This window comes from Aeromicrobium sp. 9AM (assembly GCF_902506105.1).
In the GTDB taxonomy this organism is placed as follows: Bacteria; Actinomycetota; Actinomycetes; order Propionibacteriales; family Nocardioidaceae; genus Aeromicrobium.
Genome location: NZ_LR733304.1, coordinates 2,809,061 through 2,822,691, shown reverse-complemented (window position 1 = coordinate 2,822,691; position 13,631 = coordinate 2,809,061). Strand labels below are relative to the sequence as shown.

At 68.6% G+C, this 13,631-nt stretch carries 14 protein-coding genes; 9 read left to right on the top strand and 5 right to left on the bottom strand.

What is annotated here, in order from left to right; translation table 11 throughout:
* The first annotated feature begins 1 nt into the window (after position 1).
* The 7 genes from rnpA to BOSE46_RS20385 all read left to right on the top strand — a co-directional run bounded on the left by rnpA (position 2) and on the right by BOSE46_RS20385 (position 4,651).
* Positions 2 to 337, top strand: a complete 336-nt coding sequence (gene rnpA, locus BOSE46_RS20415) for a ribonuclease P protein component (RefSeq protein ID WP_159542219.1) — start codon at positions 2 to 4, stop codon at positions 335 to 337.
* The gene (gene yidD, locus BOSE46_RS20410) at positions 334 to 576 is read left to right on the top strand and encodes a membrane protein insertion efficiency factor YidD (protein ID WP_159542217.1); all 243 of its coding nucleotides are present in this window, start codon (positions 334 to 336) and stop codon (positions 574 to 576) included. Before rnpA ends, yidD begins: the two co-directional genes overlap by 4 nt.
* Entirely contained in the window at positions 561 to 1,583 is a 1,023-nt protein-coding gene (yidC, locus tag BOSE46_RS20405; RefSeq protein ID WP_159542215.1) for a membrane protein insertase YidC, read from the top strand. The genes yidD and yidC overlap by 16 nt, the downstream gene beginning before the upstream one ends.
* Complete coding sequence (locus BOSE46_RS20400) at positions 1,580 to 2,053, top strand: R3H domain-containing nucleic acid-binding protein (protein ID WP_236551827.1); 474 nt, start codon at positions 1,580 to 1,582, stop codon at positions 2,051 to 2,053. Before yidC ends, BOSE46_RS20400 begins: the two co-directional genes overlap by 4 nt.
* Positions 2,054 to 2,141: 88 nt before the next feature.
* Entirely contained in the window at positions 2,142 to 2,717 is a 576-nt protein-coding gene (rsmG, locus tag BOSE46_RS20395) for a 16S rRNA (guanine(527)-N(7))-methyltransferase RsmG (RefSeq protein ID WP_236551826.1), read from the top strand.
* Between the two features lie 84 nt (positions 2,718 to 2,801).
* Positions 2,802 to 3,764 (top strand): ParA family protein, encoded by a 963-nt coding sequence (locus BOSE46_RS20390; RefSeq protein ID WP_159542211.1) that lies wholly within the window; start codon positions 2,802 to 2,804, stop codon positions 3,762 to 3,764.
* On the top strand, positions 3,761 to 4,651 hold the full coding sequence (locus tag BOSE46_RS20385) for a ParB/RepB/Spo0J family partition protein (protein ID WP_159542209.1): 891 nt from the start codon (positions 3,761 to 3,763) through the stop codon (positions 4,649 to 4,651). Before BOSE46_RS20390 ends, BOSE46_RS20385 begins: the two co-directional genes overlap by 4 nt.
* Positions 4,652 to 4,733: 82 nt before the next feature.
* On the opposite strand, the gene trxA is transcribed toward BOSE46_RS20385, so the two are convergent.
* The 5 genes from trxA to BOSE46_RS20360 all read right to left on the bottom strand — a co-directional run bounded on the left by trxA (position 4,734) and on the right by BOSE46_RS20360 (position 11,500).
* Positions 4,734 to 5,060 carry a thioredoxin gene (gene trxA, locus BOSE46_RS20380; protein WP_056210625.1) on the bottom strand — a complete coding sequence of 109 codons (327 nt, stop codon included), beginning with the start codon at positions 5,058 to 5,060 and terminating at the stop codon, positions 4,734 to 4,736.
* A 47-nt stretch (positions 5,061 to 5,107) separates the two neighbouring features.
* A complete protein-coding gene (gene trxB / locus BOSE46_RS20375) occupies positions 5,108 to 6,082 on the bottom strand; it encodes a thioredoxin-disulfide reductase (protein WP_159542207.1) in 975 nt (324 codons plus the stop codon).
* Between the two features lie 80 nt (positions 6,083 to 6,162).
* Complete coding sequence (locus tag BOSE46_RS20370) at positions 6,163 to 7,737, bottom strand: protein kinase family protein (protein ID WP_159542205.1); 1,575 nt, start codon at positions 7,735 to 7,737, stop codon at positions 6,163 to 6,165.
* Between the two features lie 60 nt (positions 7,738 to 7,797).
* On the bottom strand, positions 7,798 to 9,432 hold the full coding sequence (gene murJ, locus BOSE46_RS20365; RefSeq protein ID WP_159542203.1) for a murein biosynthesis integral membrane protein MurJ: 1,635 nt from the start codon (positions 9,430 to 9,432) through the stop codon (positions 7,798 to 7,800).
* The gene (locus BOSE46_RS20360) at positions 9,425 to 11,500 is read right to left on the bottom strand and encodes a DUF6049 family protein (RefSeq protein ID WP_159542201.1); all 2,076 of its coding nucleotides are present in this window, start codon (positions 11,498 to 11,500) and stop codon (positions 9,425 to 9,427) included. Before BOSE46_RS20360 ends, murJ begins: the two co-directional genes overlap by 8 nt.
* 102 nt (positions 11,501 to 11,602) lie before the next feature.
* On the opposite strand from BOSE46_RS20360, the gene BOSE46_RS20355 reads away from it, so the two are divergent.
* A complete protein-coding gene (locus BOSE46_RS20355) occupies positions 11,603 to 13,036 on the top strand; it encodes a CCA tRNA nucleotidyltransferase (protein WP_371415521.1) in 1,434 nt (477 codons plus the stop codon).
* Entirely contained in the window at positions 13,036 to 13,623 is a 588-nt protein-coding gene (locus tag BOSE46_RS20350) for a TetR/AcrR family transcriptional regulator (protein WP_159542197.1), read from the top strand. The genes BOSE46_RS20355 and BOSE46_RS20350 overlap by 1 nt, the downstream gene beginning before the upstream one ends.
* Positions 13,624 to 13,631 lie beyond the last annotated feature (8 nt).

Here is a 13,631-nt window from a genome sequence, read left to right as displayed (position 1 = left end):
CTTGCTCGCGCGCAGTCAACGCATGCGCAGCGGGGATGACTTCCGGCACACGATTCGTCGTGGGGCCAAAGGCGTACAACCAACCCTCGTCACACATGTCGTTCCGGGAACCGGCGGACCCACGTCCGTCGGTTTCGTCGTGAGCAAGGCCGTGGGTTCTGCCGTCGACCGCAACCGGGTCAAGCGGCAGCTCCGGCACTTGATGCGCGATCGCGTCGGCGCGCTGCCAGAGGGCAGCCGTGTCGTGGTGCGGGCACTTCCCGCGGCTCACGGCGTGCGCGCCACGACGCTCGCGGAGCATCTCGATGCGGCACTGGCGCGAGCCGGTGCTCGATGAAACACCCCTTGATCTGGTTGCTGAAGGCGTACCGGTTCGCCATCAGCCCGCTTTATGGTCAGGTCTGCCGCTATCACCCCACCTGCTCCGCCTACGCTTTGCAGGCCGTGGAGACTCATGGTGCGGTGCGCGGAACCTGGCTCGCCGGACGTCGTGTCCTGCGCTGCCACCCCTGGAGCGCCGGAGGCTACGACCCGGTGCCACAGTCACATAGAGGAGAACAATGTTCGGCTTCCTAGGCGACATCGGATCGGCGATCATGACGCCGCTCTACTACGCGGTGTCGGGGATCCTGCTGGTCTGGCACAAGATCTTCGCGACAGTGCTGCCCGAGAACAATGGCTGGACGTGGGCGCTGTCGATCGTCGGTCTGACGGTCACGATCCGTACACTCCTCATCCCGTTGTTCGTCAAGCAGATCAAGTCGAGCCGCAACATGCAGCTCCTGCAACCGCAGATCAAGGCGCTCCAGCAGAAGTACAAGCACGACCGTGAGCGCCTGACGCAGGAGCAGATGAAGCTGTGGAAGGAGACGGGCACCAACCCGTTCGCCTCGTGCCTGCCGCTGATCCTGCAGATGCCGATCTTCTTCGCGCTGTTCCGCGTGATCGATCACGCGTCCAAGTACGAGGGCGTCGCCAAGGACGGTGAGTTCCACAAGGGGTTCATGAATTCCGAGAACGCCACGTCGCTCCACAACGCCGTGCTCCTCGGTGCGCGCATCGCTGACACGTTCGTGAACTCGACGGCGACCGAGACCAAGATCATCACGATGTCGCTCGTCGTCATCATGTGCATCACGCAGTTCACGACGCAGCGTCAGCTGATGTCCAAGAACATGCCGGCCGATGCGATGACGGGTCAGTACGCGCAGCAGCAGAAGCTGCTCCTCTACATCCTCCCGATCGTGTTCGCGGTCGGCGGTGTGGCGTTCCCCCTCGGTGTCCTCTTCTACTGGACCACGTCGAACTTCTGGACCATGGGTCAGCAGTTCTACGTCATCCGCAACAACCCGGCGCCCGGCACTCCGGCATTCAAGGCGAAGCAGGAGCGCGACGCCAAGCACGGCAAGACCGTCACCGAGGATCCCTTGAAGCCTGTCGAGGAGGAGGCGCCCAAGCCGCCGCCGAGGCAGCAGCCCAAGAACCAGGCTCGTAGCCAGCGCAAGAAGAAGCCGCCGGCGCCGCCGAAGCGCAAGCCTGACATCACGAGCAAGAACGACGACGAGAAGGACGGCACCAAGTGAGTGACCTGGCGAAGAAGTTGGAGAAGGAAGGCGACATCGCCGCAGACTTCCTCGAGGGGCTGCTGGACATCGCGGACCTCGATGGCGACATCGACATGGACGTCGACGGCGACCGCGCCGCCGTGGAGATCGTCGGGGGCAACCTCGACCACATCGTCGGTCGCGACGGTGAGGTGCTCGATGCGCTGCAGGAGCTCACTCGTCTGGCCGTCTATCGCGAGACCGGCGAGCGCAGCCGTCTGATGCTCGACGTGGCCGGCTTCCGCGCCGCGCGTCGCGCGGAACTCGTCACCATCGCCCAGGGTGCGATCGACAAGGTCAAGGCCGGCGAGCCGTCGGTGTCGCTCGACCCGATGACGCCGTTCGAGCGCAAGGTCGTCCATGACGCGGTCGCTGACAACGGCCTGGTGAGCTCGTCCGAGGGCACCGAGCCGCACCGCTACGTCGTCGTGCACACGGCGGCCGAGTAGTGCCTCGATGACAGGGCCTGAATCAGATCCCGGCGGCGCGAGCCGCCCGGATGTTTCACGTGAAACACCCCCGTCGCACGCGGCGGGGGTGTTCGCTTCCCGCCTGCCGCTGGCTGAGGAGTACGCCCAGATCCTGGCGACCGATGGCGTGGTCAAGGGCTTGATCGGGCCGCGGGAGGTCCCGCGCCTCTGGGACCGGCACATCATGAACTCGGCGGTCGTGGCGCCTCGGGTTCCCCAGGGCGCGTCCGTCGCCGACATCGGGACGGGCGCCGGGCTGCCGGGGCTCGTCTGGGCCATCGCCCGCCCCGATCTCCACGTGACGTTGGTCGAGCCGCTGCTGCGCCGCACCAGGTTCCTCGACGAGGCCGTGGCCAACCTCGGCCTCGACAACGTGACAGTGCTGCGCGCCCGGGCCGAGGAGGTTGACGAGACGTACGAGGTGGTGACCGCTCGCGCCGTGGCGGCGCTCGACAAGCTGGGTCGCTGGTGCCTCCCTCTGGTGACGAAGGGTGGCGTGCTGCTCGCGCTCAAGGGTCGTACGGCGCAGGAGGAGGTCACCGCGGCAACCGCGACCCTTCACAGGCTCGGCGCGACGACTATCGTGGTGACGACGTACGAGAACGGCGACGTTCCGACGACGGTCGTGGAGGTCAGCAAGTGAGCACCCCGACGCCCCGCCATCTGCATGTTTCACGTGAAACCAACGAGGGGAATTCATGAGCGAGCGCGAGTCGAGGTGGACCGCATGAGCAGCACCTCACCCCCACCGGGTCCGAGCACAGCATCCAACTATCGCGTCCCGGTGCCGTCACACGACGACTCGACGCCGTTGGCCTCGGAGGTCGAGCAGCACATCGCGCTGGTGCAGCGGGCCACCGCCACGCCGCGGTTCGACCCGCCGGCCGAGACCCGGGTGTTCGTCGTCGCCAACCAGAAGGGCGGCGTCGGCAAGACCACGACAACAGTCAACATCGCCGCTGCCCTGGCGATGAAGGGTCTGCGCGTCCTGGTGATCGACCTCGACCCGCAGGGCAACGCCTCGACCGCGCTCAACGTCCCGCACGCCGAGGGGACGCCGGGGGTCTACGAGGCGATCGTCGACGGCACCGACCTCGATGAGCTGATCAAGCCGTGCCCCGACATCGAGGGACTCACGGTCCTGCCGGCGTCGATCGACCTGGCCGGCGCCGAGATCGAGCTGGTGTCGCTGGTCGCGCGTGAGTCGCGCCTGGACCGCGCCCTGCAGACCTACCTGACGGACTGTGCCGACGCGGGCGACCGCATCGACTACGTGCTCATCGACTGCCCACCGTCGCTCGGCCTGCTGACCGTCAATGCGATGGTCGCCGGCCGTGAGGTCCTGATCCCGATCCAGTGCGAGTACTACGCGCTGGAAGGACTCGGCCAGCTGGTCCGCAACATCGAGCTGATCCGGTCACACCTCAACCCGAAGCTCGAGATCTCGACGATCCTACTGACGATGTACGACGCGCGCACCCGGCTCTCGGCCGGTGTCGCCGAGGAGGTCCGCAGCCACTTCGACGACAAGGTGCTCAAGACCGCGATACCCCGGTCCGTCCGCATTTCCGAGGCACCGAGCTATCAGCAGTCCGTCATCACGTACGACGGCGCGTCATCCGGCGCGCTGTCCTATCTCGAGGCCGCGCGGGAGATTGCCGTGGCCGGTCGGCAGGGGGCAACGGCATGAGCCAGAGACGCGGACTGGGACGAGGGCTGGAGTCGCTCATCCCGTCGGGCCCGGCCGAGGCCAAGGCCGCCGGGCTGCAGGAGATCGAGGGCGCGCGGTTCGCCGAGATCCCCCTCGACCAGATCGTCGCGAACCCGCGGCAGCCCCGCCATGTGTTCGACGAGGACCACATGGCCGAGCTGGTCCACTCCATCAAGGAGGTCGGACTGCTCCAGCCCATCGTGGTGCGTGAGGTCGCCAAGGACCGCTACGAGCTCATCATGGGGGAGCGGCGCTGGCGGGCCAGTGGCAAGGCCGGGCTCGACACGATCGGTGCGATCGTGCGGGACACCTCGGACGAGGACCTGCTGCGCGACGCCCTCCTGGAGAACCTCCACCGATCCAACCTCAACCCGTTGGAAGAGGCGTCGGCCTACCAGCAGCTGCTGGAGGACTTCGGCTGCACGCACGAGGAGCTGGCCGATCGCATCGGCCGGTCGCGTCCGCAGATCAGCAACACGCTGCGGCTCCTCAAGCTGTCGCCGGCCGTCCAGCGACGGGTCGCCGCCGGGGTGCTCTCGGCCGGTCATGCCCGTGCCCTGGTCAGTGTCGCCAACCCGGAGATCCAGGACCGGCTCGCGACCCGCGTGGTCGCCGAGGGCCTGTCGGTGCGAGCCCTCGAGGAGATCGTCACGGTCGGCCCGGAGTCGACCAAGCGGCCCTCCGTCCGGCAGTCGCCCAAGGTCTCGGCGCCCCGCCTGGCCGACCTCGCGGCCCGGCTCTCCGAGCGCTACGACACCAGGGTCAAGGTGGACCTCGGCCGCTCCAAGGGCAAGGTCACGGTGGAGTTCGCGACCCTCGACGACCTCGAACGGATCGTCGATCTGATGGACCCCAAGAAGAGCTAAAGCAACAAGTCGACAAATCTATAAAGCAATAAGAAGCCCCGGTGAGTGATCACCGGGGCTTCTTGTCTGAGGCTGTTGACGCTTAGCTCGCGTGCTCCTCGAGCTCGCTGAGGATCGCGCTCTTGGGGCGTACGCCCACGATCGACCGCACGACTTCGCCCTTGTAATAGAGGTTCATCGTCGGGAGGCCGGTGACGCGGTACTGCGCCGGAGTGACGGGGTTCGCGTCGGCGTCCATCTTGACGATGGTCAGCTTCTCGCCCTTCTCCTTGGCGATCTCCTCGAGGATCGGAGCGAGCTGGCGGCACGGGCCGCACCAGCTGGCCCAGAAGTCGACGAGCACGGGGCCGTCGGCCTTGAGCACCTTCTCGTCGAAGTCGGCGTCGGTGACGGCGGTGATGTCTGCCATGGGTTCTCCTTCAGGTCTGTGCTGGGTTCAACGTCGTGGGGCGGTGGTTATTCCACCAGGGCGGCGGCCGGAGCCGGGGCGCCGGCGTGCTCCAGATCGGCGAGGTAGCGCTCGGCATCGAGAGACGCGGCGCAGCCGGTGCCGGCCGCGGTGACGGCCTGGCGGTAAGTGTGGTCGACGAGGTCGCCGGAGGCGAAGACGCCGGGCAGGTTGGTCGCGGTGGAGCCGGGCTGGACCAGGACGTAGCCCTCGTCGTCGAGCTCGACCTGGCCCTTGAGCAGCTCCGAGCGGGGGTCGTGGCCGATCGCGATGAACAATCCGGTGGCGTCGATCCGGCGCAGCTCACCGGTGACGGTGTCGCGCAGCGTGATGCCCTCGAGCTTGTCCTCACCGTGCAGCTCCGCGACCTCGGCGTTCCACTCGAACGCGATCTTGTCGTTGGCGAACGCACGGTCCTGCATGATCTTGGAGCCACGCAGCTGGTCGCGGCGGTGGACCATCGTGACCTTGGACGCGAAACGCGTCAGGAACGTGGCCTCCTCGAGGGCGGAGTCGCCACCGCCGACCACGACGATGTTCTGCTCGCGGAAGAAGAAGCCGTCGCACGTCGCGCACCAGGACACACCGTGGCCCGAGAGCCGGTCCTCGCCCTCCACCTCGAGCTTGCGGTAGCCCGAGCCCATCGCCAGCACGACGGCGCGAGCACGGTAGGTCGTACCGTCGGCGAGCGAGACGGTCTTGATGTCGCCCGTGAGGTCGACAGCCGTGACGTCGTCACTGATGAGCTCGGCACCGAACCGCTCGGACTGTGCACGCAGCTTGTCCATCAGGTCGGGGCCCATGATGCCGTCGGGGAAGCCCGGGAAGTTCTCGACGTCGGTCGTGTTCATCAACGCACCGCCGGCGGTCACCGAGCCCTCGAAGACCAGGGGCTCGAGGTTGGCGCGCGCGGCATAGACGGCCGCGGTGTAGCCGGAGGGTCCCGAACCGATGATGATGAGATTGCGGACTGAGTCGCTCATGAAAAGCCTTCTGATCGTGGTACGGGTATCAACGAATAGTAGGTGTTGTGCATTCCCGCGCGGCACACCGTCCCGGCACGTCAGGACCGCCCGCGGATGACGACCTCGCGGATCTCGCCACGGAAGCCGTCGTCGTCGACCTCGGGCAGTGATCGCAGCCACACGACCACGTACCGCGTCAGGATGCCCGACTCCAGCGACACGGTGGCGTCGGTGCCTGCGTCGTTGAGCACGGCGACGCGACGCAGGCCGCGCAGCGTCGTCGGGGCATTGGCCGCTGTCGAGGACGAGGCGTAGATCGAGAAGCTCGTCGGTTCGCCGGCCAGGCGTACGCGCAAGGAGTCGACCTCGCGCGGACCGCCGAGGTCGAGCACGATGCCGACGCCGTCCTTGAGGCCGCCCATCTCCGGCGAGCCGAGATACTTCGACGTCTGCCAGCCGGTCGAGAGCTTGTCGTCGATGGCGAGCCTGGCCTCTTCGGGGTTCTCGCTGGTGTCGTCGCCCTGCGGGTCGAAGTCGCCCGCGCGCTGGATCGGCAGCACCCGGAGCGGGCTGGTCTGCTCGATGGGGTCACCGCCCTTGTCGTCATTGGTCGAGCGGCCGACGAGGAACGCGAGCACCGACGCGATCACGAGCGCGCCCACGATGCCGAGCAGCACCAGGCCGCGATCACCCTTGGCGGCGCGCCGGGCCCGGAGCTTGCCTCGCTCGAGTGTCGTCGGAGGCGCCGGTTCGTACGCCTTGGGGCGGCGTCGCGGCGGTTCGAGCCCGGGCGGAGGCCCCTCGGGCACGATCACCGGGTCGAGGCGCAGGAGATCGGGCGACGACATGCTCGCGAGGCTCGGCTGGTCGTCGTGCAGGTCGTCGTCCTCGCCGGACAGCCGGAGCGTACGAGCGATGTCGGCGGCCTTGCGCAGTGGCGTCGCATGATTGCGTGGCGGCGTGCCGAGGATGCGGTCGCAGGTGGTGTCGACGTCGCGGGACACACCGGCCCGTACCTGGCGCGGACGCAGGAGCCGGCCGTGCTCGGTCGGCGCGGCATTGAGGCCGTCGACGTGCGCACCCGGCCAGCGGCTCGTGAGGCAGGCATAGAGCAGCTTGCCGATCGCCTGGACGTCGAGCTGCTCGTACGCCTGGAGGTCGGCGAGCGAGTCCTGTCGGCCGACCGGGGACAGCGCGGTCGTGACGCCGAGGCCGACGACCCGCACGGCGCCCGACTGCTTGAGCAGCACCTGGTGCGGGGTCAGCCGGCGGTGGTAGACGCCGTGCTCGTGCGCGTGCGACAGCGCCTCGGCGACCTCCGCGATGACCGTGGCGGCGCGGCGGTTGGGCAGCGGCGACTGGGCCAGGAGCTGGTCGAGGGGGAACGCCCGCGCCCACTCGCGGACCACCAGGTGATGGTGCTGCTCGTCCTCGATGAGGTCGAGGACGCGCAGGAAACGGGGGTCCGTGACCGACGTCGACTCGCGAGCGGCCTGCAGGAAGTGGTCGGCACGGGGGTCTGAGCTCGACAGCATCTCGATGCCGACGTTGCGGTTGAGCACCTGATCATGGGCCCGCCACGTCGTGGACCCGAGCTTCTCGTTGACGAGGTCCTGGAGTTCGTAGCGGTGCGCGAGCACATCACCGGAGGCCAGCAGCCGCCTCTCGCTCATCAACACCCTTTCCCGGACTGGTTCCCATGCTAGTCCGCGGGTGGATTCGAGACAGGCGATTCAGCCTCGCCGGCGCAGGGTGTCGACGACGTACGTCAGCTGGTCCATACCGAGAGCGCGGGCCGAGATGACGTACGTGACGGCGCCGGCGAGGCCGGCGACCGCGGTCGTGATCGCGCCGCCGACCGCCCGCGCGGGCTCGATGCCGACGGTGTCGAGGCCGTGCGCGAAGCCCATCGTGACGAAGGCCGCCAGGGCGCAGGCGACGACCAGCCGGAGGAAGAAGACGAGCATCTCCCAGTCGAAGACGTTGCCGACGGCGAAGGCCAGCAGGGACGCGGAAAGGATCGAGCCGACGAGGTAGGCGATGCCGTACGACAGTGCGAGCATCATCGCGACCCGGTCCGGCTCGACACTGATCGCCAGCTTGTAGGCGACGCCGATGTTGACCGTCGCGATCACGACCTGGATGAAGAACGGCGTGCGGTTGTCCTCGTTCGCGTAGAAGCCGCGCAGCATCAGGTAATGCACCGTGAACGTGACCATGGCCAGCGAGAACGCCTGGATCGTGTGGCCGATCGGGATCGTCTGTCCGCCGAGGGAGCCGATGCCACCGGCGACCGCGGTGGCCGGCTGACCCAGGCAGAGCAGCGCCACGGCGATAGGCGCCACGATCGACAGGGCAATGCGTACGGTGCGGCCCAGCTCGATCCGGAACCGCCGGTAGTGACGGTCGGCCGCCAGCCCGGCGAGCGTCGGGATCACCGCCGTCGCCAGCGACACGGTGATCACTCCGTGTGGGAACTGGCTGATGAGGAACCCCAAGCCGTACACGGTGGAGCCGGTGGCGGACTTGCCGTCGGTGGCACCTTCGAGCGTGCCCTTCGTGGCGATCTTGTTGATCGTGATGAACGCGATCTGATTGGCGATGATGAACGCGAGGGTCCAGGCGCCGAGCTTGAGCGTCTTGCCGAGGCCGACGCCGCGGAAGTCGAAGCGCGGGCGGAAGCGGAAGCCCGCCCGGCGGAGGTAGGGCACCAGCACGAGGGCCTGCAGGACGATTGCTGAGGTGGAGCCGAGTCCGAGCAGGAGAGCCTGCGAGGTCGAGAAGCCTCCGACACCTGCGCCGGCGCCGAACACGAAGACGTACACGATGATCACGGCACATGCGACGACGTTGTTGACGATCGGCGCCCACATCATGGGGCCGAACCGGCCGCGCGCGTTGAGCACCTGGCCGGTGAGCACGAACGCGCCGTAGAAGAACACCTGCGGCAGGCACAGCAGCATCAACAGGCGCGCTGACTCGCGCTGCTGCGCCAGGCCGGGCTCGAACAGGCTCGAGTCGTAGACGACGTGCAGCAGCTGGGGCACGAGCACGAGGAGCACAGCGGTGCCGGCGGCGAGGACGAGGAGCCCGAGCGTGATGACCCGGTTGGCGTACGCCGTGCCGCCGTCCTCGTCGTTCTTCATGGCCCGGACGAGCTGCGGGACCAGCACGACGTTGAACACGCCGCCCGCGAGCAGGATGTAGAGCGAGTTGGGGATCGTGTTGGCGATGTCGAACAGGTCGGCATTGGCCTGGGTGCCGATCGCGGCGGCGAGCAGGACGGCCCGCAGGAGCCCGGTGACGCGGGAGACGATCGTGCCGAGCGCCATCCAGGCGCTGGCTCTGGCGATCGTCTGGTCAGTCATCGTCGTCCGCCAGCCGCTCGGACGCGACCCGCGAACGCGAGCGTCGGCGGCTGAACCGGCGTACGAGCGCGGCGAGCACCAGCAACGCGGCGAGTCCCATCGCGACCCACAGCACCACGCCGATCTTGGACGACCGGACGTTGAACTCCTCCGGCTGACCGATCGCCTTGCCGTCGGTCGACTTGAGGCGGGCCGTGAGGGACGTGGTGTTCTGCCGTCCCAGGTCGATGTCGACCGTGAGCGTGCGGCGCTCGCCGGCGCCGATGTCGACGGGCTTGACGTCGGGGACACTCAGCGCGGGGTTGCTGGAGTCGAGCGAGACGCCGACGCGGATCGCCTCGTCCGTGTCGTTGCGGATCGTGATGGGGAAGCCGCCCTTGGAGCTCGACAGCGTGACAGAGGGCGGGGCCTTGATCGTGATCTTGCCGAGCTCGGCACCGGCCTCGCGGGCGAGCTTCCTGGCGATCGCCGTGCCGGTGCTGGAGTTCGTACGCCAGCGGATCCCGAGGACGCTCGCCACGTCCTGCGCGAGCGCGTCGTCGACCGAGTCGCTCTGGGGGATCACCGAGCTCAGCGCGCTGCCCCTGGCCACGATCCGAGCGGCCGCCTTGAGCTGTGCCCGGCTCAGCGGACGATCCGTGGCGGCGGCGACCTTGCCGCCGTACGTCGTCAGGGGCCGGGTCAGCACCGACTCGAGGTTGGTGCCGGTCGTGAATGGCGCCGCGAACGCGTCGGAGAGGCGGCCGGACGACCAACGCGTGCCGGGATTCCACCGCGGGTCGACCATCGTGATGGCATCGGCGCGGGACTTGGGGTCGATCTCACGCTGCAGCGTCGCGAGGGCCGCCTCGCTCAGGATGCGCTGGCGCAGCGTCACCACCGAGTCCTGTCCGGGCACCCCGGCATCCAGCGAATCGGTGACCAGCAGCGGCATCGGCCCGTTCGGCGTCGCGTACTGCACGACCGAGCCCTGGCGACGGTCCCAGCCCGGCAACGAGGCCGACGAGACGATCGCGGGACTGTCGCCGGTGCCACGCAGGTCGCGGAGGAGCCGGGACGTCACGCCGTGCATGCTGGGCCACGAGGCCTTGCGCCCGGTGAGCTGGAACTTCGTGAGGGCCGCGTCGGTCGCGCGGTCGATGGCCGCCGTCAGCGGGCCCGAGAGGTCGCCGCTCTGCGACAGCGCGAGCACGTCGGGACGGTCGAAGCCCAGCACCCAGGAGCCCTGCTGGCGGGCGAACGTCAGCAGGTCGTCGAGGAAGAGCTGGGCGTCGGCCTTCTGCGCGTCGGTGAGGTCGAGGTCCTCGGGCATGCGCCGATCGTTGACGATGTCGTCGACGCCGACGAGCAGGGCCGGATCGATCAGTGCGGTGGACGCGTTGCGGTCGGTGCTCGACGCGAGGTCGAGCAGGTTGCGGAGGCGTCCGCCGGCGGAGATGGCCTTGAGCAGCCCCGCGGCATCCGTGTAGTCGCCGCCGTACCCGCGATCGTCCGGCATGAGGAACGGCCAGACGACGGTCGCCGGCACCCGCGGGTGACCAGGTGACACCAGCGGCAGGAACGTCGTCGCCCGGGCGATCGCGTCGCCACTGCGCTTGCCGTCGGTGTCGGTGCCGAGGATCTGCACGCCCACCGGATAGACGCCTTCGGCCCCGCTGATGCCGAGCTGCGCGTAGGGGACCTTGATCGAGAAGCGCCGGGTCTGCTTGGGCGCGAGATCACCCATGTCGTCGAACATGCCCGTCTCGATGACCCGCTCGCCGGTGTACGCGTCGCCGTTGTCGATGGCGTCCTCGACCTGCGAACGGGTCGTGAACGGGACCGGAGGGATCACGAGGTAAGCCTGGACCTTGGCCCAGGCATGGGCGTCGTGGTTGGTCACGAGCCCGGTCATCGTGACCGTGGAACCGGGACCGAGGCGGCTGGGGTTGAGCGACTGGATGCTGACCGAGAGGTCGGGATCCTTGTCGGCCGCGTGCGCCGGGGTGCCAACCACGAGGGCAGGCACGAGGAACGCCGCGACGATTGTCGCGAGCAGCGCGACAAGGACGGGACGACGGCTGCTCACCCGAACATGCTAGACGTACGCCCTGTGGTTCCTGAGTCCGTGGAAGCACGTGGCCCCGACAGTCTCCAGGGGCGCCGACGATCGCCGATAGAGTATGTCCTCGTGCCCACGTCCACGCTGAACCCGGATCGCCGGGCCAGGATCGACGCCACGCTCGCCGCCAACCCGTTCCTGGCCGAGCTCGGTGCGCTGTTCGAGGCGGCGGGTCACGAGCTGGCGATCGTCGGCGGCCCCGTGCGCGACGCGCTCCTCGGCCGGCCGGGCAACGACTGGGACTTCTCGACCTCCGCGCGCCCCGCCGACATCGAGCGCATCGCCGGCTCCTGGGCCGACGCGATGTGGGACGTCGGCCGCGAGTTCGGCACGATCGGGCTCCGCAAGGGTCGGCACGACCTCGAGATCACGACATACCGCGCCGACGAGTACGACGCCGGCTCTCGCAAGCCCGAGGTGCAGTTCGGCGACACGATCGAGGGCGACCTGTCGCGGCGCGACTTCGCGGTCAACGCCATGGCGATCCGGCTGCCGTCAGCGGAGTTCGTCGACCTGTTCGGAGGTCAGGACGATCTCGACGACCGCCTCCTGCGCACACCGGTGACGCCCGAGCAGTCGTTCAGCGACGATCCCCTGCGGATGATGCGCGCTGCCCGCTTCGTCTCGCAGCTGGGCTTCGCCGCGGCGCCGGACGTGGTGGCCGCGATGACCGACATGGCGAGCCGGCTCGAGATCGTGTCGGCCGAGCGCATCCGCGACGAGCTCAACAAGCTGATCACGGGCACGTACCCCGTCGCCGGCCTCAGGCTGCTGGTCGAGACGGGGCTGGCCGAGCAGATGTTGCCTGAGCTGCCCGCCCTGATCCTCGAGCGCGACGAGCACCACCGGCACAAGGACGTCTACGAGCACTCGCTGACGGTCCTCGAGCAGGCGATCGAGCTCGAGGGCCGCCTCGAGACCCAGCCCGACCTCGTGATCCGACTCGCCGCGCTGCTGCACGACATCGGCAAGCCCAAGACGCGCAGGTTCGCCGAGGGTGGCACCGTCACGTTCCACCACCACGACGTCGTCGGCGCCAAGCTCGTGCGCAAGCGCATGCGGGCCTTGCGCTACAGCAACGACCTCATCGACCAGGTCGCCAAGCTCGTCGAGCTGCACCTGCGGTTCCACGGCTACGGCTCCGGTGAGTGGACCGACTCCGCCGTACGCCGCTATGTCCGCGACGCCGGCGAGCAGCTCGAGCGCCTGCACATCCTGACCCGCGCGGACTCGACGACCCGCAACCAGAAGAAGGCCCTGCGCCTCCAGCGGACATACGACGAGCTGGAGGAGCGGATCGCGGTGCTGGCCGAGCAGGAGGAGCTCAGCTCGATCCGACCCGACCTCGACGGTGCGCAGATCATGGAGATCCTCGGCATCGCGCCCGGGCCCGAGGTCGGCGAGGCCTACCGGTTCCTGCTCGACCTGCGGATGGATCGCGGCCCGCTGAGCGAGGCTGACGCGACCGAGGCCCTCAAGGCCTTCTGGGCCGCCCGAAGCTGATGACCGAGCGGCACAGTGACGGGCGGATCGCGCGCGGGGAGCGTACGCGCGATGCGATCGTCGAGGCGCACGCCGGGCTCCTGCGGGAGGGTGTGCTCAAGCCGACCGCAAAAGTCATCGCCGAGCGCGCCGGGGTCTCGCTGCGTACGTTGTGGCTCAACTTCAAGGACCTCGAGACGCTGCTCGAGGCCACGACGGCCTACTGGCTCGACGCGGACTCCGCCCTGCGGCAGCCGATCGACGCGGGACTCCCGCTGCCGCAGCGGATCGAGCTCTACTGCGCCCAGCGCGTACGCCGCCACGAGCACATCACGCCCGCCGCCCGCTCGTCGGCGCTGGGTGAGCCGTTCTCGGTCGCCCTGCAGCGCAGCCGTCACGAGCACGTCGAGCGGTCGCTGCAGGATCTCGCCGCGGCCTTCGGACCGGAGCTCACGGCCGCAGGCGATGATCGGCAGGCACTCACCAATGAGCTCTACGCCGCCTCGAGCTGGCCTGCCTGGTCCAGCCTGCGCGACGATCTCGGCCTCGGCATCGACGAGGCAGCGGCGATCATGCGCGACACGTTCACTCGCTTGCTCCGGGCATGACGAAGGGC